We start from the raw sequence: 25550 nt of genomic DNA, 5'->3' as shown, positions 1-25550 counted from the left end.
AACACGCTTCGCCAAATTATTTATAATTTTAAAAACGAAACATCAGGGCGAATGTTTTACAACTTCATTCATCTAATTTTGAATCATGGAAAAATACAATAAAATATTAATTGGGATATTTCTTGCGGGCTTTGGTTTACTGAATAATGAATCACTGGCGCAAAGTTCTCTTTTTATTTTTTACGACACCGAATGCCCGATTTGCCAAAAATCCAGCAAGCGACTACAGGAAATGTACGTTAAATTCGGCCAAAACGTTGCGTTTAAGGCAGTTTTTCCCACTAAATCTATCAAGAAATCAGCGATTCGCCAATTTAACAAAGAATATAGTTTTACCATTCCTTACGTAATCGACAAAAACCATACCCTTGTTGAACGTTATGACGCAAAAACAACCCCAGAAGTGGTACTGCTTGATAAAAATGGTGTGGAAGTTTACCGAGGTGCTATCGACAACCAGTTTTTTGGTTTAGGAAGATACCGCCCCAAAACCACCGAATTTTACCTCCAAGATGCGCTCGAAGCATTGGCCGCTCATAGGCCCGTGTCACCCAACCGCACCGAAGCCGTGGGCTGCCTCATTAACCGCAAAAAAAGAGAAAGCGCAAGCCAATCATTATGAATTCAACCAAAAAAAAACCACTTTCTCTCACCATCATCAATCGGCATTATCCTCCCAACCCAGGTATAACGGGGGAATCAGCGTGGGATTTAACCAAATATCTGATTGAAAATCACGGCATTGACGTCCGAATTGTCCACGTAAAACGCAGTGATTTAGGCGGTGGGCAAGTTCGTCTACCCATCGGCAAAACGTTTCAAATCTCCACCCTATATAAGGGGAACAAAGGAATTCTAAAGTTAGCGGCTGGTTTTTTTGATGGCTTATTCTTGCTCCTCAAAACCCTGCGCGTGCGCCGGGGGCCCGTGCTGTGCATGACCAGCCCCCCGCTATTGCCTTTTTGGGCTTCTTGGTTGCTACCTTTATTCGGGATTCGGTGGGCATTGTGGTCCATGGATTTATTTCCCGAAGGCTTTGTCGCCGATGGTGTCATCAAAAAAACGAACCCTATTTATCGCTTTGTGGAATGGGTAACCTACCGATTTGCGCCTGCTCAACTTTTCGCACTGGGGCCAAATCAGGCCGCCTACATCCAAAAAAAATACCGTAAATCGCTCCCTACCACAATTCTCCCCTGCGGCGTATTGCTCGACCAACCCCACGACCCAACGCCGCCCGAATGGCGCAAAGCAGACGGAAAAGTTTACTTTGGATACGCTGGAAACCTCGGAGATGCCCACTCGGCTGATTTCCTCTTGGCTTTTATAAATCACTTTGACCCTCAGAAACACCACCTTATTTTAGCCGTTTACGGTACTAAATCTGCCAACATTCTGGCCGTTGCAGGTACGAAAAAAGGCATTACTATTCTCAAAAATGTACCAAGGAGCCAATTACCTTACATTGATGTTCATTTAGTTAGTTTGCTCACAAAATGGACCCATATTGCGGTACCCTCCAAGGCAATTAGCTCGATATGCGCGGGCGGCGCCATTTTATTTTGCGGAAATAAAGAAGCCGATACGTGGGCATTATTGCAGCGAGCAGGTTGGTACATCGACGAAGAGAGTGCCATTATTCCCCAGATAACCCACTTTTTGGCCCAACTCACGCCCGAAGAAGTAGCACTCAAAAAGAACGAGGCGGAGTCTCTTACCACAGAATTGAAACAGATGCTGGTAGCCGCGTACGAAGAAGTCGCGATTTTCAGCGGTTTTTTATCCTATTCGAAAAAAAAAATTATCCCAAATTGTGACTTATATACCAATACTTCGTCTGAGCCGAAAAAATGACACGAGATTTTCGAAATCGCTCGGTTTCCTCTGTTTCTTATTGGCTTTCTCGTTGGGAAACCTCATTTTTGCATAAATCAATAACCTATTCAACATGCCACTTCTTAAAGTAGCCGCCGGAACCATCAACACCACCCCTTTGGCGTGGAAAGAGAATAAAAAACACATTATAGAATCTATAGAAGAGGCTAAAAACCAACACGTTAGTTTATTATGTCTTCCTGAACTTTGTATTACAGGTTATGGTTGTGAAGACGCCTTTTATAGCCCCAATACCCTCTCCCAAGCCATTGAAAGCCTTCATGAAATCGTGGCGCATACATCGGGCATTGCGGTATCGGTAGGATTACCAATGCAATTCAACAGCAAAATCTACAATACTGCCTGTTTTATTGTCAACAAACGGATTCTAGGGTTTGTGGCCAAACAGCACTTGCCCAATTACGGCGTTTTCTACGAAGACCGGTGGTTTCACCGCTGGCCTGCCAATGCGCGCGATGAAATCAAAGTCCGGGATTTCAGCTATCCTTTTGGAGATTTGGTGTTTGATGTATCGGGTATCCGAATAGGCTTTGAAATCTGCGAAGACGCTTGGGTGGCACAACGCCCCGGGCGCAATCATTTTGACCGCGGAGTCGATGTTATTCTGAACCCCAGCGCCAGCCCGTTTGCTTTTCACAAATTCATCACCAGAGAGCGCTTTGTCATTGATGGTTCACGCTCCTATTCATGCAGTTATGTATACACCAACCTGTTAGGAAACGAATCAGGAAGACTCATTTTTGACGGCGATGCCATGATTGCTTCCAACGGAACCCTTCTGGCCTCCAGTCCGCGTTTTGGCTACCACGATTACCACATTACGTCGGCGGTGATTGATACTGATGTAACCCGACTGTCGCATTCACAAATCAAATCAGCGCTGCCAACGGGCAATTGGAAAGTTGTGGATACGTTTGAATGGCACGAAGCCGCCCCTGCCTATCAAGTAGCTGAATTAGAACCTTTTGAGCGAGAAGGCTATTTAAAAGAAGAAGAATTTGCGCGAGCCGTATCGTTGGCGCTGTTTGATTATCTTCGCAAATCGCGCTCTCAGGGTTTTACGGTTTCACTCTCGGGCGGTGCCGATTCCTGCGCCTGCGTGGCATTATGCGGTCTGATGATTCGATTGGCCGATGAAAGTATCGGTCTAGCCGCTTTTAAACAAAAGCTAAGTTATATCAAAAAAATCCAGCAAGAAACCACCGAAGAAGGCATTGCCAAACACCTGATTCACAGTATTTATCAAGGTACGGAAAATAGTTCAACAGATACTTTAGAATCGGCCAAAAGTCTCGCGGACTCTATCGGTTCTACCTTTTATAACGTCAATATCAACGGGCTCGTTGAATCCTATAAAGATTTAATCGAACAACAAATAGGACGCGACTTGACCTGGGAACAGGATGACATTCCGCTTCAAAATATTCAGGCACGGGTACGTGCCCCAGGCGTGTGGCTGTTGACCAACTTATACGGACATCTTTTATTGGCCACTTCCAACCGGTCTGAGGTGGCGGTTGGCTACTGTACCATGGACGGCGACACCGCTGGTAGCATCAGTCCGATTGCAGGAATTGACAAATTCTGGCTTCGCCAATGGCTCGTTTGGCTCGAAACCATTGGTTGCCACGTCAAAGGAAAAAACATCAAAATTGAAGGACTGAAGAAAGTAAACAGCCTGCAACCCACCGCCGAACTCCGCCCGCAATACAAAATGCAAACGGACGAAAAAGATTTGATGCCTTATGAGGTCTTGGATGCCATCGAAAAGGTGGCGATTCGTGACAAAAAATCGCCGATTGACTGTTTCCGGTTTATGGAAGTACGCTTTGCCGAGCAGTACACACGTGATGTCTTGTTTACATCTGTCGAGCGCTTTTTCAAACTTTGGAGTCGGAATCAGTGGAAACGTGAACGCTATGCACCGAGTTTTCATTTAGACGACCTCAACCTTGACCCTCGTTCGTGGTGCCGTTTCCCTATTCTATCTGGTGGATTTGAAAAAGAATTGGAGGAATTAAGCGCCTATTACGAAGGCAAAAATCACAAAGGACGCAAAGGAAAAATTGGGTTTTAAGGATTGACACGATTTCTGGATTGACTCCCGTCCATCTTGAAATCGTGTTTTAAAATGACAATTAAAACATGCCAAATCGCACCCTCAACGCTCGCAAACGTATTGCCTTGGTGGCCCATGACCACAAAAAGGCCGATCTGATTCAATGGGCCTCTGCTAACAAAGAACGGTTGGTTTCACACGAGTTATATGCCACTGGCACCACTGGGAAATTGCTTCAAGTGGCCTTAGAAACGTCCGTTACTTGCCTGTTGAGCGGCCCGCTAGGCGGAGATCAACAGATTGGCGCGATGATTGCCGAAGGAAAAATTGACGTGTTGATTTTCTTCTGGGACCCCATGTCGGCCCAGCCGCACGACCCCGACATCAAGGCTTTATTGCGCCTGGTAGCGGTGTGGGACATCCCCATGGCCTGCGACCGCGCCACCGCCGATTTTATCATAGCGTCTCCCCTCATGAGCCAGCCCTACGAAAGCATTTTGCCTGATTATGACGCTTATCTGAAACGGAAGGTTTGAGGTACAAATAGAATTGGGTAGTTTTGCGGGAAATATCATCCGCAATGAAGATTCTTGTTCTCGACAATTACGATTCGTTTACGTATAACCTCGTTTACATCTTACGCGAACTGCACGACGACGTGGAGGTTCATCGTAACGACAAAATCGCGCTCGAAGACGTAGCGCAGTACGACAAAATTCTGCTTTCGCCCGGGCCGGGCATTCCGTCAGAAGCGGGAATTATGCAGGATTTGATTCGTACCTATGCTCCCACCAAAAGCATTATGGGCGTGTGCTTGGGCCATCAGGGTATCGGCGAAGTGTTTGGCGCTACGCTCAACAACATGGCGGATGTACTACATGGCATCAGCGATAAAGCCATCGTTATCGACCCAACCGAGCCATTATTTAAAGGTTTGCCCCAATCCTTTCAGGTAGGCCGTTACCACTCGTGGACGGTGGTAGGCGAGACCGTTCCCGACACCATGACCATCTCTGCCGTGGACGAACACGGTGAAGTAATGGCACTGCACCACAATACTTACGACGTGCGGGGCGTACAGTTTCACCCCGAATCGGTCCTGACCGAGCACGGCAAAGAGATGTTAAAAAACTGGCTTTCTATTTAAATAACCATTCAGGGAGCAAAAGTTAAAAACCACCCTGTTTGGTGTTACTACTGTGTATGACTATTGACCAATTATTTGACTCTTTTAACACATTACGCGTCCTGATTGTGGGCGATGTAATGCTAGATGCCTATATCTGGGGCAAAGTAGACAGAATTTCGCCCGAAGCACCCGTGCCCGTAGTGGTAGCGCAGCGTCGCGAATATCGCTTGGGCGGCGCAGGGAATGTAATTCTTAACGTTCATGCCTTAGGCGCCGAACCTATCATTTGCTGCGTCATTGGGCAGGACACCGAAGGAAAAAATTTACTGGGCGAGTTGGAGAAACGAGGCCTTCGTACCGACGGTATTTTGCAAAGTCCTGACCGCATCACGACCGTCAAAGAGCGCATCATTGCGGGGTCGCAACAAGTTGTGAGGGTAGATACCGAAACCGACAAAGTCATTACACTTGAAGAACAGTCTCAACTGATTGAAAAAGCCAAAGCCCTGATTCCCGACTGTCAAGTAGTTCTTTTTCAAGACTATGACAAAGGTGTTTTGTGCCCAAATGTCATCAAGGAAATTACAGATTTTGCCAATTTACACGGCATCCCGACGGTGGTTGACCCTAAAAAACGCAACTTTTTGGCCTACCAAAACGTAACCCTCTTCAAACCCAATTTGAAAGAACTGAAAGAAGGTTTGAAAGTAGAGTTTGATGTAAAGAAAGAAGATGAGCTCCGGGCCGTAGTGAAGAAATTACGCTATGAACTCAACGCAAAAGGCGCGTTTGTGACGCTATCGGAACGAGGCGTTTACATTGATTTTTTAGACCAACAACACCGCATTCCTGCCCACCAACGGGAGATTGCCGACGTATCGGGCGCGGGCGATACGGTCATCAGCATTGCTGCTTGTGCGGTAGCGCTGGGGCTTGCACCAAACATCGTCGCCGAGCTGTCGAACCTTGGCGGTGGTTTGGTCTGCGAACATATAGGAGTAGTACCTATTGACAAAGAAACGCTGAAAGCAGAGGCGAGAAAGAGTTTAACAAATTAAAAGAGGGACTATTACTATATGATACCTGATTATCAATCAATAATGCTTCCTTTGTTAACACTTGTTTCCGATAAGCAAGAGCATAAATACCGTGACGTAATTGAGTCTTTATCTGCTTATTATAAATTAAGCGATGAGGAGCGTAAAGAACTCTTAGCAAGTGGACAACAAGCTATTTTTGATAATCGTGTAGGTTGGGCAAAAACGTATTTAAAAAAAGCTGGTTTACTCGACTCCCCAAAACGAGCAACCATAGTAATAACTCAACGCGGGATTGATACTCTCAGTAAGAGCTTAAACCGAATTGATGTTAAATTTTTAAAACAATTCCCTGAATTCGTTGATTTTCAGACGGCTAAACGAGACGAAATTCCTGACGAAGGGATTCTTATCCAAGAAATAAGTGAACAGACTCCTGAAGAAATTTTTGATAACTCTTATCAACGTATTCGAAAAACATTAGCAACCGAATTATTAAAAAGAGTACTTGAGCTACCTCCTTCTTTTTTTGAAAAAATGGTAGTTGAGCTTTTAGTCAGAATGGGATATGGTGGTTCCATTAAAGATGCAGGAAAAGCAATAGGGAAAAGCGGCGACGAAGGTATAGATGGTACTATTAAAGAAGATAAATTAGGGCTTGACATTATTTACATCCAAGCCAAACGTTGGCAATTAGGAAACGTAGTGGGTAGGCCTGAAATTCAAAAATTTGTGGGTGCTTTAGCTGGGCAAGGTGCAAAAAAAGGAGTGTTTATAACCACTTCCAGTTTTACAAAGGAGGCTCTTGAATATATGCCGCGGAATGAGACTAAAATTGTTCTCATAGATGGATCACAATTATCACAACTAATGATAGACTACAATCTAGGTGTGGCAACTCATCAGATTTATGAACTAAAAAAAATTGACAACGATTACTTTGGTGAAGAATAACAAAAGTAAATTGTACAAGATTGAATCTCTCAATGACTCACATAAAAATCGGAACGCGCGGTAGTCGCTTAGCCCTTTGGCAGGCTTATTACGTCGAAAATCTATTACAAAAAGGAGGACTTACGACCGAAATCGTCCTCATTGATACCAAAGGCGACCAAATTTTGGACCGTTCACTCTCCAAAATCGGGAGTAAGGGCGTGTTTACTCAAGAATTGGAAGACCAACTTCGCGACGGTCGCATCGACATTGCCGTGCACAGCGCCAAAGATCTGCAATCTGAACTCGACGACGACCTGCAACTCATCGCCTTTACCGAGCGTGAGCGTGTCAATGATGTCTTGGTGAGTCACAACCAAAGCCTATCTTTGGGCAGCGGAGAGCCCTTTGTGGTCGGAACTTCTTCAACGCGGCGCGTGGCGATGCTCAAGCATTTTTATCCGCACATTCACACCGTTGATATGCGCGGCAACCTTCAAACCCGCCTCCGTAAGTTGGAAGAGGGCCAATGCGACGCCATTTTGTTGGCTTACGCGGGCGTTCACCGCATGGAGTACGACGGGCTGATTGCCGAGCACCTTTCGCTAAACGAATTTACTCCCGCCGTTGGGCAAGGAAGTGTGGCAATTGAGTGCAGTCAAAACTTGGAACATGAAAAACGCGACAAAGTACGCGCGTTGCTCAACCATCCCGCAACCGAAATCTGCCTCTTGGCCGAACGGGCCTTTTTGCGCCGATTGCAAGGCGGATGCAGCGTTCCAGTCTTTGGTTTGGCATCGTTGGAAAATGAAACCGTTACGATGACGGGCGGCGTAGTTAGTTTGGACGGAAGTCAAATCCTAAAACAAACCCGCAGCGGTGTGGCTGCTTCTCCCGAAGACATTGGCATCCAATTGGCGGAACTGCTTTTGAGCGACGGTGCCGCTGAAATTTTGGCGGCTATTAAACAAAATTCCTAATTTGCCTTTCGATACGCTGCATGAAAAACACGCTAACCCACTTACTCAACTACCAAACCCTCGACCGCCAAACCGCTTACCAAACGCTGCTCGGAATAGGTCAAGGAGAATATAACACCTCACAAATTGCCAGTTTTCTGACGATTTTTGCACTGCGTGGCATCACCGTAGAGGAGCTAACAGGCTTCCGGGATGCTATGCTTCAACTATGCCTTTCGATTGATTTAGAAGCCTTTGACCCCATGGATGTTTGCGGTACGGGCGGCGACGGCAAAGATACTTTCAATATTTCTACGTTATCGGCTTTTGTGGTGGCCGGAGCAGGGCAGCGAGTGGCCAAACACGGCAATCACGGTGTATCGAGCTTAGTCGGTTCTTCTACGGTACTTGAACACCTCGGAATTAAATTTTCCAATGACCCCGACTACCTAAAACGTAAAATCGAAACCGCCAATATCTGTTACCTTCACGCACCGCTGTTTCATCCTGCCATGAAATACATCGCCCCCATCCGGAAAGAGTTGGGCATTCGGACGTTTTTTAACATGCTGGGCCCACTGACAAACCCTGCGTTCACCAAAAAACAGCTTGTAGGCGTATTTAGTCTTGAATTAGCGCGGCTTTATGCCTATCTTTACCAAGGTTCTGGCCATCATTATCTGATTGTTCACGCATTAGACGGTTACGATGAAGTGTCTTTGACGGGTGATTTTAAAATAATAACCGCTCAAAACGAGCAAATTTTGACGCCTATTCACCTCGGCTTGGATGTCCTTGCGCCTGCCCAACTCTCGGGCGGTGATACCTTGGCCGACTCCGCAAAAATTTTCTTAAACGTACTGAACGATGAAGCCACTTCTGCCCAAAAACAGGCGGTATTAGCCAATGCAGGTTTGGCCCTTTACGCCGCTAATCCTGCGCTTTCGTTAACCGACGCCATAGCTGTGGCCCGTGAGTCACTGGAAAGTAAACGAGCGTTGGCCTGCTTTAAAAAGTTAATCGAAGATTGATATGAGTACACTTAGCTTCAGCGATTTAGATCCAAACGGCATTTATACATACGCCGACTACCTGAAATGGACTTTTGACGAGCGCATTGAACTCATCAAAGGAAAAATCTTCAATATGTCGCCTGCGCCCGCCAGAAGGCATCAGAAAATTTCGGGAAAGTTATCATTAACAATCGGTAATTACCTTGAAGGAAAATCTTGTGAAATGTATACCGCTCCCTTTGATGTAAGGCTCACGCCGCTGAAAGGAAAAAAGCGCAAAGACAATCAAATCTATACGGTGGTACAACCTGACATCTGCGTTATTTGTGATGTAGATAAACTCGACGACCGAGGCTGTATTGGCGCTCCCGATTTAATCATAGAAATCTTATCGCCCGGAAATACGAAAAAGGAAATGAGCGACAAATTTCAGGTCTATGAAGAAAACGGGGTAACGGAATATTGGTTGGTGGAACCCAACGACAACGTAATTATTGTTTACGTACTGAATGATGAAGGAAAATACATTGGCTTGAGGCCGTATACAGAAGATGACGTAATTACTTCAAGTATTCTTCCGGGGCTTGAAGTATCTGTCAGCAGAATTTTTGAACCATAATGAACATTTTAGATAAAATAGTAGCCCACAAACGCATCGAAGTAGCCGAAGCTAAATCAAAAGCAAGCATCGCTGACCTCGAAAAAGCGCCTCTATTCGGCCGTAAAACATTATCGCTGAAACAAGCATTGACCGCCGAAGGGGCTTCGGGCGTTATTTCGGAATTTAAACGTAAATCTCCCTCCAAAGGCATCATTAACGCTGGTGTATTGCCCGAAATCGTCACCAAAGGCTACGTAGAAGCAGGTGCCTGCGGCTTATCGGTGCTGACCGATACCGAATTTTTCGGAGGTACTTTTGACGATTTCGCCAAAGCCCGCGCCGCCAATCCTTCAACGCCCATGCTTCGCAAAGACTTCATGATTGATGAATACCAGCTGTGGGAAGCCAAAGCCATCGGTGCCGATGTGATTTTGCTCATTGCGGCCTGCCTAACGCCCGCCGAAGTTCGGCAGTTGGGTCGTAAAGCACAAGAATTGGGCTTGGAGGTATTGCTCGAAGTACACGACCGTGAAGAATTAGAACAAAGTGTGTGCGAATATGTTGATATGGTAGGCGTAAATAACCGTAACCTGAAAACATTTGTCACTTCGATTGAAACTTCTTTGGAATTGGCACAACTTATTCCCGATAATTTCGTCAAAATATCAGAAAGTGGGTTGAAAGATGCCGAGACGATTTTACAATTACGAGAGGCGGGTTATCAGGGTTTCCTGATTGGTGAATCTTTTATGGTTACCCAAAATCCCGGATTGGCGTTGAAAGAGCTGATTGGCCGCTTTCAACTCACAAGTAATCAATAACTAACCGACTAGCCGGATGATGAAAATTAAAGTGTGTGGAATGCGGGACACGGCCAACTTGGCTGAATTAGTGGAATTGAAGCCTGATTTTATCGGATTCATTTTTTATGATAAATCGCCCCGGTTTGTGGGGGAAAACCTCGACGAAGAGTTCATAAAAAGTATTCCAAAACCCATCAAAAAAGTAGGTGTTTTTGTCAATGCAAACCCGGACTATATTCTTCGGATGGCAAAAAAATATGATTTGCAGTACGTGCAACTCCACGGCCACGAAACTCCCGATTTTTGCCGTACCATCAAAATGCGCGGCGTTAATATCATCAAGGCGTTTTCAATCGAATCTGATTTTAATTTTGCAACGCTTAATAACTACAAGCCCCATTGCGACTACTTCCTGTTTGACGCCAAAGGAGCCAATCCTGGCGGCAACGGAATCACGTTTGATTGGAGTGTTTTGAATCGTTACGACAACGACCGCCCATTTTTCTTGAGCGGTGGGCTTTCATTGGAAAATATCGTTCAGGTCAATGAATTAAAGGCGAAAATCTATGGTTTGGATGTAAACAGCAAATTTGAAACCGCTCCGGCGGTGAAAGATATTGACGCCCTGCGCCAACTGTTTGAGTTGATTCGCCCGATTGAAGAAGAGGAAGAAATAGAAGCGTAAATATACTTTTGAATAACGTTCAGCTCCCGCGAGCTGAGCCAAGCACTATTCGCACACATGACCGCACTACAAAATCAATCCGCCTATCAAGTCAATGAGCGCGGATATTACGGACAATTCGGTGGCGCTTATATCCCCGAAATGCTGTACCCAAACGTTGAAGAACTCCGCGATAATTACCTAAAAATCATCGCTCAGCCCGACTTTCAGGAGGAATTCCAAGGGCTCCTCCGCGACTACGTGGGTCGCCCAACGCCGCTCTATTTAGCGCAGCGTCTTTCCGACAAATACAACACCACCATTTACCTCAAACGCGAGGACCTTTGCCATACGGGGGCGCACAAAATCAACAATACCATTGGGCAAATCTTGCTCGCAAAGCGGCTCGGTAAGCAAAAAATCGTGGCCGAAACGGGAGCGGGCCAACACGGCGTAGCCACGGCCACCGTGTGCGCGCTGATGGGCATGGAATGCATCGTATACATGGGAGAAATCGACATTCAGCGTCAAGCACCCAACGTGGCTCGCATGAAGATGCTCGGCGCGGAGGTTCGTCCCGCAAGCAGCGGTTCAAAAACCCTCAAAGACGCCACCAACGAGGCCATGCGTCACTGGATCAACAACCCTACCGATACACACTACATCATCGGTTCAGTGGTAGGTCCTCACCCTTATCCCGACATGGTGGCGCGCTTTCAGTCCGTTATTTCGGAAGAAATCAAAAAACAATTGTTGGAAAAAACAGGCTCCGAACTCCCCGATTACGTCATTGCGTGCGTGGGCGGCGGCTCCAACGCCGCGGGTGCTTTTTATCATTTCTTGGATGACGAGTCCGTAAAACTCGTTGCCGCCGAAGCAGGCGGACACGGAATCACGTCGGGCTTGTCGGCCGCTACCACATTTTTGGGTAAAATTGGCGTTTTACACGGCAGCAAAAGCATCTTGATGCAAACCGAAGACGGACAAGTAGTAGAGCCACATTCTATTTCGGCGGGGTTGGATTATCCTGGCATTGGGCCAATGCACGCGCATTTACACGACAGTCAGCGGGCGTTGTTTTATGCCATTACCGACGACGAATCCATCGCTTCTGCCATGGAACTTTCCAAGTTGGAAGGAATCATCCCTGCGCTTGAAAGTGCCCATGCCTTGGCGGTACTGCCTTACTTGAAAGCGGCCCCTAACGAAACGGTAGTGATTAATCTATCTGGTCGCGGCGATAAGGATTTGGCTACTTATATGAAGTATTTGTAAAAAATAAAAAAGGGTAGTAGAAATGTCTTTACGTCGATTTTTCGCTACCCTTTTTCTTCTCTCCGTTGCGGCTTTTACGCTGCTGATGCTGACCAAAGTCGTGCCGTATCTGAGTTTTGAACCAGATATCGACTTTCTGACCACCAAAACCGACCGCGTTTTGGCCCGTCAAGATTTCCAATTTTCCTTTTATATCCACATCGTAAGCAGCTTGTGGGTCATTGGTATTGGAATATCCCAATTCATTCCTTCTTTTTTAAAAAAATATTCTAATTTACACCAAACGCTTGGGAAAATTTACGTATTTTCGATACTGTTTCTGGCGGCTCCCTCGGGGTTGGGTTTGGCTATTTATGCCAACGGCGGCCTACCCGCCAAAGTAGGTTTTTCGTTGCAATGCGTGGTATGGTGGCTCACTACATGGGCGGCATGGCGTGAGATTCAAAAAAAGCGCTGGCAAACACACATCGAATGGATGATGAGAAGCTACGCCGTTACCCTTGCCGCGATGAGTTTACGCGTTGGGAGTTATGCGTTGGTCTTTTTCTTCCACACCAAACCCATCGAAACCTACCTGACGGTGGCGTGGTTGTCATGGGTTGGAAATTTGGCAATTGTGGAAGGATTAATTTATGCAGGAATGAGCGAACGGTTATTAAAAATGCTACAAAAGTGAGTAAGTTTGGTCCAGTGGCCTTTTTTATACAGACAAGACAATCAATGAATCATTTCCTTTCCCTGTTTTTTTTAGTTTTTGTGGGTTTTTCCTGCACCCGCAAAGCCAACGACAATTCAAAACCAACCGCCGTTCCTATCAAGCTTATCACGCACAAAGAGGCGATTGATTCGCTGCGCAAAGACACTACGGCACCGTTGCAACCCCTCAAAATCACTGAACTGTCGGGCGAAACGGCCACCACTTTTTTCACAGATAATGACTTGTCCCCTCTATTGTTTGATGCGAGCCCAGAGGGTGGCTACTCCAATCGTTTTGACGGTTTTTACGGCGACGACCACCACCGAATTGAATTCTATTTTTCAGAAGTAAAACGTGATTCGATTCAGTCAAACGTCTATCATGTAGCTGGCAAAGATCGTTTCAAGAAGAATACCACCCCTTTCACGGGCACCATTACCTTCACAAAATTGGCCACTTTCAGCGATCCAAACCTCAACGACGACCTATACCAACACGAGGCATTTGAACTCAAAGAAGCGTATATTTCAGAGGCTACTTTTGAGCTGAAGGAGAACACCCTAACCAAAGGTTCGGGGATTTTTTCGGGTAAAATGCTGATGGATTTTTACAAAAACCAAGGTGGAGAGATTGCCCTTTGGTATTTTTCTGCCAACACACCCGCGCAAGCAAGTGGGTTTAAATTTGAAGGAACTTGGACCAATTATAAAAACACTTTAACCAAACCAGTCGTATGGGCAAGAGACCTTTTTGCGTTTGCTAACGATATTTTAACTGATTTTTCCATCGGAGAACGGGAAGTTGAAGTCAATAAAAAATACCGTCATCTAGGATGGGATAACTACTGGGAAAACGACGAATGGTGGCACGACGGCCCCGCAATTCAGTAGCTTTTACAGAACTTTTTTAGTAATTTTCGCATTAACAAAACACTGTATTTCCTTTTAAACACAAACAGACAACTATGGCGACATTAACACTCATGGAAGTTTCCGAAATGCGCGTGAAACTCAAAGCCCTTGAAAAACAAATCGCTTCGGGCGAATTATCATTATTTGACCGCTGCGAAGTGGAAGACGAGATTCTGGAATTGAAAGAAAATCTGGGAGAATTTGAGCGTAGTGTACGCGACGACAGTGGTGAGTGTATCAACTGTTCAGGCTAGTTTTTTAGTTTCTATACTTATATAAATTCATTTTGTGTTAATTCTGCTTACATGAAAACTAAATTCTTAGCTCTTTTTTTAACCCTTTTTGCGTTTGGTGCTATGGCCCAAAAATCTGACAAAGTACTGCGTCACGTGGTGATGTTTAAATTCAAAGACACCGCCACCCCTGCACAAATCAAATCGGTAGAAGATGCATTTCGTAAGCTTCCTACCCAAATCAAAGAAATTAAAGGGTATGAGTGGGGAACCAACAACAGCCCCGAGGGTCTGGCACAGGGCTTTACCCATTGCTTTTTCCTTACTTTCAATTCAGAAGCCGACCGCGCAATATATTTGCCACACCCTGACCACAAAGCGTTTGGAAAAGTGTTGGGGCCTTATCTCGACAAAGTCTTGGTGGTTGATTACTGGACCCAGAAATAAAGCCCGCTGCGGCGTCGCAGTGGCGCACCACCCGCTCCAAAAGGGACTTTAAACAATTATTTTTTATTGAACTTAAAATCCCCTTTGGGGAAATAGGGGCTCATGATTGCATACTTAAACGGCAAACTTGCTCATAAAGACCCCGCTTATATCATCATGGATGTAGGCGGGGTTGGTTATGAAGTAAAAATCTCTCTGCAAACCTACGCAGCCCTGCCCAACCCTGGGGAAGTTTGTAAGGTAATCACCTATCAGCAAATCAGGGAAGATTCTCACGTACTTTATGGTTTTGCCGAGCCCACCGAGAAGATTCTATTTTTGGATTTAATCAGTGTATCGGGGGTAGGTTCTGCCACCGCACTGATTATGCTATCGTCTTTATCGGCCGCCGAAATCAAAACGGCTATCGTCAACGAAGACGTAAAACTGATTCAAACCATTAAGGGAATTGGTGGTAAAACAGCGCAACGGGTCATCATTGACTTGAAAGATAAAATCAAGAAAGAAGGCATTATTGCTACGCAGCCCAATATCTTTATTACGGCCAATAGTCAAGTAAGGAGCGAAGCGATTGCGGCCTTAACGATGCTCGGTATTCCCAAACCTACCGCCGAAAAGAGCGTAGATACCATTCTCAAACGCGAAGGCGACCAGATTACGGTTGAGCAATTGATTAAACTGGCATTGAGGTAAATCGCAGGAGACTACCGCAAAATCCGCAGTTTCGCAAAGCTCAGCAACAGCGTTTTTTCGCCAACAGTATCAAACTGAATCACGGCTTTGCGGTCGGTGCCGTTGATGTCCATTTTCTTTACCGTTCCTTTACCAAACTTGGGATGTTCTACCCGATTGCCTTCTTCCAAAGTTGACGTATCGCTCGCTACAAAGTCGGTAGAGGCTGACTGAGGTACGCTCGTAGCCTGCGTAGAAGGGCGTTGTCCATTTGCCAATCGACTGGCGGGTGTGGTCGGGCTTCCTTCACTAGCGGGCTTTTGTACACTGCCAGGAGTTGGCGAAGGTTTCCGAATAAAATTCATGGCCGTCGGCTCAACGTTGTTGCGATATTCGTCAAAGCCTCCCGAACGGCGCCCTTTGGACGTAGTCAAAAAACGTTGGTCTACTTCGTATAAAAAACGACTTGGTTCGCACATATTCAATCGCCCCCAATTGTAGCGGCTTTCGGCGTAGGAAAAGGTAAGCTTGTTTTCGGCACGGGTGATGGCCACGTAAAACAATCGGCGTTCTTCTTCCAAATCTTCGCGCTTTTCGAGCATCATCTGGCTCGGAAAAAGTCCTTCTTCCAATCCTACCACGTACACATTTTTAAACTCTAAGCCTTTGGCACCGTGAATCGTCATGAGCGTTACGCGGTCGGTATCGCCATCGTCAGACTCATCGGCATTGGTTAGCAATGAAACCGTTTGCAGAAACGAACTGATGGTTTTGTCCTCATTTTCAGCATTATCCACAAACTCCTTAATAGCATTCAGCAATTCCTGCACGTTTTCGTAGCGGCTCAGGCCCTCCACGGTTTTGTCTTCGTACAATTCCTTCAAAATACCCGACGTCTTGGCCACGTGTGCCGCAACGGTATAAGCATCTTTGCCTTCCTCAATCAGCAGTTTAAAACTCTTGATAAGAATCGCAAAGCTTTCAATCGGTAGGGTAGCTCGCCCCGAAATGTACTTGGTGATGTTGGAAACCACCTCCCACACTGGCACTTGGTTTTCGGCGGCCGTCACCGCAATTTTAGCCACGGTCGTGTCGCCAATCCCGCGCTTGGGCAAATTGATAATACGCTTAAAGGCTTCTTCATCGCTTTGATTCACCACAAACCGCAAATACGCCAGCAAATCCTTGATTTCTTTTCGTTGATAAAAGGAAAGCCCGCCAATGATGCGGTACTTGATATTCTGCCTACGCAACGCCTCTTCAAACGACCGTGATTGGGCATTAGTGCGGTACAAAATGGCAAAATCGGTATTGCGCAGCCCTTTGTTTACTTTTTCTTCAAAAATCGCCGACGCAATCAGACGCCCTTCCTCATTGTCTGAACTCGCTTTTACTACCTCAATCAAGCCGCCTTCTTCATTGGCCGTAAAAACGTTTTTCTTCAACTGTGCTTTATTGCGGGCAATGACCGAATTGGCGGCGTTGACGATGGTTTGGGTGGAGCGGTAGTTTTGCTCCAGCTTGACCACTTTTACTTCGGGAAAGTCTTTCTCAAAATTGAGAATGTTCTGAATATTCGCCCCGCGAAAGGCATAGATACTCTGGGCATCGTCGCCCACCACGGCAATATTGCGATGTACCGCCGCTAACTTTCTGGTAATGAGGTACTGCGCCACGTTGGTATCCTGAAACTCATCCACTAATACGTACTGAAATTTGTGTTGGTATTTGTTCAGCACTTCGGGAAAGTCACGAAACAGCACGTTGGTATTGTACAATAAATCGTCAAAATCCATGGCGTTGGCCTGAAAACAACGCGTAGTATAGGCCTTGTACAAGCGTCCGATTTCGGGAAGCTTAGCGGCTTCGTCGTCAGCTCTGAAAAGTTTATTGGCTAGGTAGTCATCGGCTGAAATCAGGTTATTCTTGGCCCCCGAAATACGGTTAAAGACAACGTTTGGTTTATAGGTTTTATCGTCCAGATTCAGCTCCTTGACGATGCTTTTGATAAGCGATTTTGAATCGTCGGTATCATAAATGGAGAAATCGGAAGTATAGCCTAAATAGCGTGCTTCGATGCGTAAAATTTTGGCAAAGACGGCGTGAAAGGTTCCCATCCAAATGTTACGCGCCTCAAAACCAACCACTTTCTCAATCCGGTCGCGCATTTCGCCCGCCGCTTTGTTGGTAAAAGTCAACGACAAAATCCGAAACGGGTCAACGCCATTTTCAATAAGGTGGGCAATTCTGAGTGTCAATACACGCGTTTTTCCCGAACCCGCTCCCGCAATAATCATCAAAGGCCCTTCGCCGTGCGTAACGGCCTGCGCCTGTGGTTCGTTCAACCCGCTTAAATAACCTGTCATTGGAAAAGAATCAATTTTATGAAAACAAAGAACAAAGTTAGGGAAAAATGCCCTCTTTCGGGCGTGCCTCCGTCATGAATGTATCGGTTTTAAGGAAAGACCCCGAATCAACGCCTGATAGTATCAACTGATACGGCTCCAATTGGTGGATTCTTTGTGCAAAGAATCAATGTGGGAGCGAATAGGCTCGTTTTTGGGAAGAATGAAAGTGGGGTCTTCGTTCAGAATACTTTCGGCAGCGGCGCGGGCCGCCTTTAAAATTTCTCCATCTTTGGCCAAGTCAGCAATCAAAAGGTCGAGCAAACCACTTTGCTGCGTACCAGCCAAATCGCCCGGGCCACGGAGTTTGAGGTCTACATCGGCAATTTCAAACCCGTTGTTGGTTTGGCATAGTGTCTCAATGCGCAAGCGCGTATCCTTACTAAGCTTTACACCCGTCATGAGTACGCAATAACTCTGCTCCGCACCGCGCCCTACGCGACCGCGCAACTGGTGCAACTGAGAAAGCCCAAAACGCTCGGCACTTTCTATCACCATTACACTAGCATTGGGTACGTTTACCCCTACTTCTATCACCGTAGTAGCGACCATGATTTGGGTTTCACCCCGCACAAAGCGCTGCATCTCATCGTCTTTCTCGTAGGCCAGCATTTTACCGTGCACGATGCTCACGTGGTATTCTGGAAACGCCCGGCTGACGCTCTCATAGCCGTCCATGAGGTCTTTATAATCCAGTTTTTCCGACTCCTCAATGAGCGGATACACCATGTACACTTGCCGACCTTTCTTGATTTCGTCGCGCAAAAAACCAAACACGTTGATGCGGTGCTGGTCGTAGCGATGTACGGTTTTGATGGGTTTTCGTCCCGCAGGCAGCTCATCGATGATGCTCACATCCAAATCTCCGTAAAGCGTCATGGCCAACGTGCGTGGAATAGGCGTGGCGGTCATGACCAATATATGCGGCGGAATTGTAGGATTTTTAGCCCATAATTTGGCCCGTTGGGCCACGCCGAACCGGTGTTGCTCATCAATGATACAAAGTCCCAAGTTTTTGAACTGAACGGGGTCTTCGAGCAGGGCGTGTGTCCCTACAATGATATGAATGTTTCCTTCCGCCAAATCGGGGAATATCAGTTTTCGTCCTTTTTTAGTAGTAGAACCCGTCAGTAGGGCTATTTTTAGCCCCAGGGCTTCGGCAAACCCTTTCAGCCCTCGGTAATGCTGGTCGGCTAGGATTTCGGTGGGAGCCATGATACAGGTCTGTGCACCGTTGCCGATGGCCATTAGCATCGCAATAAACGCCACGATGGTTTTGCCGCTGCCCACGTCGCCCTGCAACAGGCGGTTCATGTGTTTACCCGTTTTAAGGTCGTCGTGGATTTCACGCAATACCCGCTTTTGGGCGTTGGTCAGTTCGAAGGGCATACTACCTTCTGTATAAAATCGCTTCACCAAATCGAGATTCGTGAAAATCTGTCCTGGATACTCGGTTTTGTGAAGAATTTTATTTTTGATTAGCCGTAACTGATTATAGAACAGCTCCTCAAATTTGAGCCTCCGCAACGCCTGATTCAGTGCTGCTTCGCTCTCAGGTAAGTGGATATTCCACATGGCATCAGTTTTGGAAAACAGCCTGAACTTCCGCACCAGTTCTTCAGGCAATGTTTCCCGAAAATGCGGCGTGGCCTGCTCAAGCAGCGTCCGCATTACTTTACTCAAAAAACGACTATCGAGGTGTTTTTTACGAAGGGTTTCGGTCAGGTTATAGACTGGCTGAAAATACCCCCCGTTTTCATTTTCGGGGTTGATGGTCTCAATTTCGGGGTGGCTAAAATTGAAGCGCTGCCCATAACGCTGGGGCTTGCCGTAAGCAATGTATTCTCCGCCTTCTTTAAAATGCTTAAGATGCCAGTCGATGCTCTGAAAATACACAAATTCTACCACGCCCGTACCGTCCGTAAATTCGACGGTCAGGCGGCGTTTAAACCCCTCGCCTACTACCACCATACTCCGAATACGACCTTTGAGCTGTACCGCCGTCAGTTCTTCCGTCAACTCGTTGATGCGGTGAAAACGACTGCGGTCCTCGTGCCGAAACGGGTAATATTGGATTAAATCACCAAAGGTAAAAATATTGAGTTCTTTGTTGAGCGTAACCGCCCGTTGGGGGCCTACACCTTTTAAAAACTCAATTTTTGTATCAAAAAAATTTGTAGTAGTTCGTTGGTTCATGGGTGCTGTCGCACGTTTAAATCTCTTCCATATAATCTGTCGCAGAAGGGTTGCGCTTTTCGTGAAGAATGTCCAAAATCACAACAATTTCATTATCTACGTAAAAATACACTTTATAGCTTTTCATGATTTTTACATACCGAAAGACCTTATTAGATTGAGTTATCTTAGCTATATTAAATAACTGAGGATTCTCGCAAACATCAGCCATTATACTAACAATATCTTTTTGACGCTTTTGGCTGCTTTGATACGATTGCTATAGAATAAATTCGTTAATTTCCTTAAAATGCTTACGGAATCTCTCCGTTATTTCAATCCGATAAGGAGTTACTTCCATTGACTCATCTCTTTTTTGAACTCTTCAAAAGAAATTCGTTTATCTGTCAAAGCTTCCTCCAAATGGGCTTCCAATTCATCTTCTGTCATGGGTGCTCCCCCCACAGGTAACTCTATTTCCTCCCACCCCTCCGATACTTCTATTTTTTCCACCTGAAGGCGTTTAGCCAACTGAAGAACCAATTCAACATCTTCCGGCTTGAGAATTTCTAACCTTACAACAGTCATAGCTTTATCATTTTAAAGTAAAAATAGCCCTTTAACAGTATTTTTCCAACAAACTTACGTTTTATCGAAAATGAGTTCACCACTAATTGTTTGATGCAATGAACCGCCGTGAAGCCATCTCTCAACTTTCTGTATTGACGACTGCCACGCTGAGCGCAGGAGGTGCTTTCAGCATGACGAATCGCAGCAATTATCAAATCGGAGCCTGCGACTGGTCACTACGCCTTAACTGCAATCCCGCAGCATTTGACTACGCAAAAAAAATAGGCCTGGAAGGCGTACAGGTAAGCTACAATTCCAAAACTGATCTCAACTATTTGTCACGTTCCGAAAATCGGCAGGCCATTCTCGCCGCTTCTCAGCGTACAGGGGTCAAAATTGCCAGTTTAGCCATCGGAATGCTCAACGACGTACCGCTCAAATCAGAAGCAAAAACGGTGGAGTGGGTCAGCGAAAGCATCGATGCCGCCAAAGCGCTGGGCACTAACGTGATTCTTCTGGCCTTCTTTGGCAACGGTGATCTTCGTAAAGACGATGCTGGCAAAAAAGTAGTCATCGAACGGCTAAAGCAACTTACCCCCAAGGCTGAAAAACAGGGCATTATCTTAGGTATTGAGTCTTATTTAAGCGCGGAAGAGCACATTGAAATCATTGATACCGTAGGCTCTCCCAATCTACAAGTCTATTATGACCCACGCAATTCGGCCGATGCTGGCTATGATATTTACAAAGAAATTCCGCTGCTGGGCAAGCGTAAACTGATTTGCGAAATCCACCTGAAAGACAACGAGTTTTTGCTCGGACAAGGCTCCATGGACTGGCCTCGGATCAAAGGTTTGCTGGATGAATCAGGTTACAAAGGCTGGGCGCAGATCGAGTGGTCGCAGCCCAAAGGCAAAAGCGTAGACGAAACCTATCCGCAGAATGTCAGCTACGCAAAAAAGATTTTCGGTTAATTATTCTCAATCATTGACTCACCCAAAAACAGGCATCACCCTTATGAACCGTCGTGAATTTATCGGGACAACCCTCGCGGGCAGCGCGGCGTTTACCCTGCAAGCCAAGCCGCCCGTGGCCGCGGGAACGCCCCAAATCTATGTTTTCTCCAAAATGTTTCAGTGGATTGAAGGATATGACCAACTCGCCGAAACCATCGCAGGGCTTGGCTTCAACGGCATTGACCTGACCGTTCGCCCGGGTGGGCACGTGTTGCCCGAACGCGTGGAGGAGGATTTACCCAAAGCCGTTGCGGCTTTTAAAAAACATAACCTTGTAGCTCCTTTGATGGTGACCACGATTTTGGACGCCGATGCCCAAAGCGAACGAATTTTAAAAACTGCGCAATCACTCGGCATCAAGCATTACCGCATGGGTTGGTATCCCTACAATATGAAGCAAGACATCGCTGGCCAAAGCGCGGCTTTTGGTCAGCGGATGAAGGCTGTGGCGGCCTTGAACGAAAAATACGGCATGGTTGGGCACTACCAAAACCACTCAGGCAACTACCACGGAGCACCAATTTGGGATGTATACGAACAACTGCAAACCATTAAATCCAACGCCATAGGATGTCAGTACGACATCAACCATGCCACCGCTGAAGCGGGCGGCTCTTGGGAAACGGGCTTTCGTCTCATTGCACCGCACGTCAAATCCATTGCCATCAAAGATTTTTTCTGGACCAAGAAAAACGACAAATGGGGCAAACAAGGCTGCCCGCTGGGTGAAGGCGTGGTCAATTGGTCCAAATACCTGGAATTGCTGAAACAATATAATATTCAATTGCCCATCACGATGCACTATGAATATCCATTGGGCGGGGCCGAAAACGGGGCTAAAAAACTCAGCATCAGCTCTCAGGAGTTACTGACGGCGATGAAAAAAGATTTGACCTTATTTAAGCAATGGTGGACGGAAGCAAAACTTTAGTTGATACCTTTGTCGAAATTTTCAGCAATGAGGTTGAAAACCTATTTCAACCTCATTGCCTTTGACAAAGTGATGTATGCAAATTATCATTGACGGACTAGGGAAGCGTTTTAACCGCGAATGGATTTTTAGAAATGTAATGCTTGAACTCAACGCCGGAAACAGCTATACGTTTGTAGGCCCCAACGGCAGCGGAAAATCCACCTTACTCCAAGTTATTTCGGGCGTAATGCCCCTGACCGAAGGAAAAATAACTTATCAATTATCAAATAAAATCATCGACGAAGACGATTGGTACCGCCAAATCGTACTCGCGGCTCCTTATCTTGAGCTAATCGAAGAATTCAGTCTGGTCGAATTGCTCAATTTCCATGCGGGCTTTAAGCCTTTCAAAGCGGGAATTACCAACCAAGAAATCCTCCAACGTCTTGAATTGGACGCATCAAAACACAAAGCTATCAAGTATTTTTCGTCGGGAATGAAGCAACGCCTCAAATTGGCACTGGCCTTTTATTCCGATGTTCCCGTGGTGATGCTGGATGAACCCACTTCTAACCTCGACGCCAAATGGTCGGCGTGGTACCTCCAAGAAGTACAGCGTTTAGCCCCCAGCCAACTGTTATTGCTCTGCTCCAACGTTCCTGCCGAATACGATTTTTGTGACAAAGTCATCAACGTTGGCGATTATAAGCCTACCCAATAAATACAGACGTTGACCAATATGCACTGGCAAATTCTGTGCATATCGGCCAACGTCTACTAGTACTTTCTCAATACTTCTGCTACCAGTAATTCCCGATTCCAACAATGAAAACCGATAAAATAACGGTAGCAATGCCCAGAATAATAGTGCGGTACGTTATTGAAGAAACACCCTTCCATTCTTTGAAGTAAATCCCCCAAACGTTAGACACAATGATGATACATGCCATGTGCAGAATCCATGAGCTGGCTCCGTTGCCGAGTTTACTTTCACCCATCCCGTAGAAAAAGAACTGCAAAAACCACGTTGTACCGGCAATGGCCGAGAACATATAGTTAGTTTTGAGCGGGGCTTTAGCGTTGGTATAATCGCCGAAAGTACGATTGCGGGTATTTAAAATCATGCACCAGATAAAATTTGTAGTAAGCCCACCCCACAGCAGCGGCACAAAAATGACGTTATTCTGAAACAAAGGGTTACTACCGTTGACCAATGCGGCCTCGGCCATTACTTTTCCGGCTTCAATTCCAAAGTTGAAACAGGCACTCAGCACGCCTGAAATGGTTGCCACGATTATCCCTTTCCAAAAATCAAACTCTTTGACACTTTCTTTCTTTTCTGCATCTGAAAGTTCATTTTCTTTCATTACACCCGCTTTACCGCAGATGTAAATCCCTGCCAAACAAACCGCTACGCCCAGCAATACGATTTGCCCGCCCGTGCTTCCCAACATACTCGAAAAAGTTCCTTTAGTGTCGTCAGTAAACAAATCGCGGTAAATCGGCGGAATCAACGCTCCGAAGGCTGAACAGAAGCCCAATACAATAGCCATGCCAAGCGACATACCCAGGTAACGCATGGTCAAGCCAAAGGTCAAACCGCCAATGCCCCAAAGTACGCCTAACACGTACGTCCAAAACAGCGTAGTACTGTCAGTGTTACGAATAATGTCCATGAAGTTTGGCACAGTCAAATAGGCGGCAATGAACGGTGCCAATAACCACGAAAACAGCCCGCCTACAATCCAATAACTCTCCCACGACCAATCACGTACTTTTTTGTAAGGAATATAAAAACTACCGGAAGCAAAACCCCCGATGAAGTGATAAATAACACCAAATAATACCTGCATGATGAAAGGGTTTAGTACTACGTCTTTTTTGTCGAAAGATACAGCAAGCGTTTTTCTACCTTCACCCTGTACTCTCCTGTTTGCAAACCAGTTGCGAGTAAAAACCGCTTACAGGCTGCTTTTTTCTAACAAATTCTTTCTTCACAAACCTATGAATTCCAAAAACAAAAAAATGGTTAACCGTCGTGGCTTTCTGAAAGGAAGCGCCGTAACCGCCGCAGGATTTATGATTGTACCCCGTCATGTACTCGGCAAGGGCTTCGTGGCTCCCAGCGACAAGCTAAACATGGCCGCCGTGGGATGCGGCGGCAAAGCGGGGGTCAATATTCCATTAGCCTACAACAATGGCTCAGACAACATTGTGGCACTTTGCGACGTGGACGACCGCCAAGCTGTGAAGTTTCGTAAGCAGTTTCCCAATGCACCCTACTATAAAGATTACCGCAAGATGTTGGAAAAAGAAGCCAAAAACATCGACGCGGTCATTGTCACTACCCCTGACCACATGCATTACGTCATCGGCAATGCCGCCATGCAATTGGGCAAACATATTTACCTCGAAAAACCCCTCACGCACGATATTTGGGAAGCCCGAATGCTGACCCAACTCGCCAAAGAAAAGAAACTTGTGACTCAAATGGGCAACCAAGGCTCCAGTGGCAAAGGCACCCGCCAAACCGAAGCCATTGTCCAGTCGGGTATGATTGGAGAAGTACATACCGTGGAGGTTTGGACCGACCGCCCCGTGTGGCCGCAGGGGGTAAAATCGCCCAGAGACAAAAAAGAAACCATGCCTATTCCTGCCGAGGTAGACTGGGATTTGTGGCTCGGCACTGCTCCTTACCGCGAGTACCACGAAGCTTACATGCCTACGCGTTGGCGGGGTTATTGGGACTTTGGTACGGGTGCCCTCGGCGATATGGGTTGCCACTTTATGGATGTACCGTTTCGTACCCTCAAATTGGGGTATCCTACCTCCGTTGAATGCTCGGCGAGTTCGGTATACGCCGATTTTTTCAAAGAGGCTTTCTTTGGAGATATTGGCCCACAAGCCACGTCAATCCATTTTAAATTTCCCAACCCAAGTTCTAAGAAATATCCCGAATTAAGTCTTTCGTGGTACGACGGCGGCATCCGACCCAAAATCCCCGAAGGCTGTGTTTACGAAAAAATATTTGCCAGTATTGACGGCGGTGTTATGTTTATCGGAACCAAAGGAGTACTCGCTTGTGAGCTGTTTGGCAACAATCCTAAGTTGTTTGTTAAAGGACAATTACAGGACGTAAAAT

Annotated in this window: 26 protein-coding genes; 22 read left to right on the top strand and 4 right to left on the bottom strand. The window is 46.2% G+C overall.

Annotated elements, in window-relative coordinates; all coding sequences use genetic code 11:
* Positions 1–85 precede the first annotated feature (85 nt).
* The 18 genes from GVN20_RS27480 (at position 86) to ruvA (ending at position 15350) form a co-directional block, all read left to right on the top strand.
* Positions 86–622 (top strand): redoxin domain-containing protein, encoded by a 537-nt coding sequence (locus tag GVN20_RS27480; protein ID WP_166561411.1) that lies wholly within the window; start codon positions 86–88, stop codon positions 620–622.
* Positions 619–1854, top strand: coding sequence for a hypothetical protein (locus GVN20_RS27475; RefSeq protein ID WP_229599209.1), 1236 nt, complete (start codon positions 619–621; stop codon positions 1852–1854). Before GVN20_RS27480 ends, GVN20_RS27475 begins: the two co-directional genes overlap by 4 nt.
* 94 nt (positions 1855–1948) lie before the next feature.
* Entirely contained in the window at positions 1949–3973 is a 2025-nt protein-coding gene (gene nadE, locus GVN20_RS27470) for an NAD(+) synthase (protein WP_166561410.1), read from the top strand.
* A 68-nt stretch (positions 3974–4041) separates the two neighbouring features.
* On the top strand, positions 4042–4491 hold the full coding sequence (locus GVN20_RS27465; RefSeq protein WP_114460173.1) for a methylglyoxal synthase: 450 nt from the start codon (positions 4042–4044) through the stop codon (positions 4489–4491).
* A 44-nt stretch (positions 4492–4535) separates the two neighbouring features.
* Positions 4536–5102 carry an aminodeoxychorismate/anthranilate synthase component II gene (locus tag GVN20_RS27460; RefSeq protein WP_166561409.1) on the top strand — a complete coding sequence of 189 codons (567 nt, stop codon included), beginning with the start codon at positions 4536–4538 and terminating at the stop codon, positions 5100–5102.
* 56 nt (positions 5103–5158) lie between these two features.
* The gene (locus GVN20_RS27455; protein WP_166561408.1) at positions 5159–6142 is read left to right on the top strand and encodes a bifunctional heptose 7-phosphate kinase/heptose 1-phosphate adenyltransferase; all 984 of its coding nucleotides are present in this window, start codon (positions 5159–5161) and stop codon (positions 6140–6142) included.
* Positions 6143–6184: 42 nt separating this feature from the next.
* Entirely contained in the window at positions 6185–7075 is an 891-nt protein-coding gene (locus GVN20_RS27450; RefSeq protein ID WP_229599208.1) for a restriction endonuclease, read from the top strand.
* A gap of 32 nt (positions 7076–7107) precedes the next feature.
* On the top strand, positions 7108–8034 hold the full coding sequence (gene hemC / locus GVN20_RS27445) for a hydroxymethylbilane synthase (protein WP_166561406.1): 927 nt from the start codon (positions 7108–7110) through the stop codon (positions 8032–8034).
* A 20-nt stretch (positions 8035–8054) separates the two neighbouring features.
* Positions 8055–9044, top strand: coding sequence for an anthranilate phosphoribosyltransferase (trpD, locus tag GVN20_RS27440; RefSeq protein WP_166561405.1), 990 nt, complete (start codon positions 8055–8057; stop codon positions 9042–9044).
* Between the two features lies 1 nt (position 9045).
* Entirely contained in the window at positions 9046–9645 is a 600-nt protein-coding gene (locus GVN20_RS27435) for a Uma2 family endonuclease (RefSeq protein ID WP_166561404.1), read from the top strand.
* The gene (gene trpC / locus GVN20_RS27430; protein WP_166561403.1) at positions 9645–10448 is read left to right on the top strand and encodes an indole-3-glycerol phosphate synthase TrpC; all 804 of its coding nucleotides are present in this window, start codon (positions 9645–9647) and stop codon (positions 10446–10448) included. Before GVN20_RS27435 ends, trpC begins: the two co-directional genes overlap by 1 nt.
* Before the next feature lie 19 nt (positions 10449–10467).
* A complete protein-coding gene (locus tag GVN20_RS27425; RefSeq protein ID WP_166561436.1) occupies positions 10468–11115 on the top strand; it encodes a phosphoribosylanthranilate isomerase in 648 nt (215 codons plus the stop codon).
* Positions 11116–11172: 57 nt separating this feature from the next.
* Positions 11173–12369 carry a tryptophan synthase subunit beta gene (gene trpB / locus GVN20_RS27420; protein WP_166561402.1) on the top strand — a complete coding sequence of 399 codons (1197 nt, stop codon included), beginning with the start codon at positions 11173–11175 and terminating at the stop codon, positions 12367–12369.
* A 22-nt stretch (positions 12370–12391) separates the two neighbouring features.
* Positions 12392–13045 carry a DUF2306 domain-containing protein gene (locus GVN20_RS27415; RefSeq protein ID WP_166561401.1) on the top strand — a complete coding sequence of 218 codons (654 nt, stop codon included), beginning with the start codon at positions 12392–12394 and terminating at the stop codon, positions 13043–13045.
* Between the two features lie 44 nt (positions 13046–13089).
* Complete coding sequence (locus GVN20_RS27410; RefSeq protein WP_166561400.1) at positions 13090–13956, top strand: hypothetical protein; 867 nt, start codon at positions 13090–13092, stop codon at positions 13954–13956.
* Between the two features lie 74 nt (positions 13957–14030).
* On the top strand, positions 14031–14231 hold the full coding sequence (locus GVN20_RS27405; RefSeq protein WP_114068849.1) for a hypothetical protein: 201 nt from the start codon (positions 14031–14033) through the stop codon (positions 14229–14231).
* Between the two features lie 51 nt (positions 14232–14282).
* Positions 14283–14657: a Dabb family protein gene (locus tag GVN20_RS27400; protein ID WP_166561399.1), complete on the top strand. Its 375-nt coding sequence runs from the start codon at positions 14283–14285 to the stop codon at positions 14655–14657.
* Positions 14658–14759: 102 nt separating this feature from the next.
* Positions 14760–15350: a Holliday junction branch migration protein RuvA gene (ruvA, locus tag GVN20_RS27395; protein WP_114460160.1), complete on the top strand. Its 591-nt coding sequence runs from the start codon at positions 14760–14762 to the stop codon at positions 15348–15350.
* A gap of 11 nt (positions 15351–15361) precedes the next feature.
* Here the strand turns inward: ruvA and GVN20_RS27390 are convergent, their stop codons facing one another.
* From GVN20_RS27390 to GVN20_RS27380, 3 genes are all read right to left on the bottom strand, one after another.
* The gene (locus tag GVN20_RS27390) at positions 15362–17695 is read right to left on the bottom strand and encodes an ATP-dependent helicase (RefSeq protein ID WP_166561398.1); all 2334 of its coding nucleotides are present in this window, start codon (positions 17693–17695) and stop codon (positions 15362–15364) included.
* Between the two features lie 123 nt (positions 17696–17818).
* Positions 17819–19930, bottom strand: a complete 2112-nt coding sequence (recG, locus tag GVN20_RS27385) for an ATP-dependent DNA helicase RecG (RefSeq protein ID WP_166561397.1) — start codon at positions 19928–19930, stop codon at positions 17819–17821.
* Between the two features lie 330 nt (positions 19931–20260).
* A complete protein-coding gene (locus GVN20_RS27380; protein WP_166561396.1) occupies positions 20261–20497 on the bottom strand; it encodes a hypothetical protein in 237 nt (78 codons plus the stop codon).
* A 98-nt stretch (positions 20498–20595) separates the two neighbouring features.
* On the opposite strand from GVN20_RS27380, the gene GVN20_RS27375 reads away from it, so the two are divergent.
* The 3 genes from GVN20_RS27375 (at position 20596) to GVN20_RS27365 (ending at position 23129) form a co-directional block, all read left to right on the top strand.
* The gene (locus GVN20_RS27375) at positions 20596–21453 is read left to right on the top strand and encodes a sugar phosphate isomerase/epimerase (protein ID WP_166561395.1); all 858 of its coding nucleotides are present in this window, start codon (positions 20596–20598) and stop codon (positions 21451–21453) included.
* Entirely contained in the window at positions 21422–22426 is a 1005-nt protein-coding gene (locus GVN20_RS27370) for a sugar phosphate isomerase/epimerase (RefSeq protein WP_229599207.1), read from the top strand. Before GVN20_RS27375 ends, GVN20_RS27370 begins: the two co-directional genes overlap by 32 nt.
* 76 nt (positions 22427–22502) lie before the next feature.
* Complete coding sequence (locus GVN20_RS27365) at positions 22503–23129, top strand: ATP-binding cassette domain-containing protein (protein WP_166561394.1); 627 nt, start codon at positions 22503–22505, stop codon at positions 23127–23129.
* A 79-nt stretch (positions 23130–23208) separates the two neighbouring features.
* Here GVN20_RS27365 and rhaT read toward each other — a convergent pair whose 3' ends face one another.
* Positions 23209–24261, bottom strand: coding sequence for an L-rhamnose/proton symporter RhaT (gene rhaT, locus GVN20_RS27360; RefSeq protein ID WP_166561393.1), 1053 nt, complete (start codon positions 24259–24261; stop codon positions 23209–23211).
* Positions 24262–24412: 151 nt separating this feature from the next.
* On the opposite strand from rhaT, the gene GVN20_RS27355 reads away from it, so the two are divergent.
* The coding region (locus GVN20_RS27355) for a Gfo/Idh/MocA family oxidoreductase (protein WP_229599206.1) at positions 24413–25550 on the top strand (1138 nt) is incomplete at its 3' end.

This window comes from Runella sp. CRIBMP (assembly GCF_009905605.1).
Classification (GTDB): Bacteria; Bacteroidota; Bacteroidia; order Cytophagales; family Spirosomataceae; genus Runella.
The sequence above is the reverse complement of the archived record's forward strand: the minus strand, read 5'-3'. Positions and strand labels throughout refer to the sequence as shown.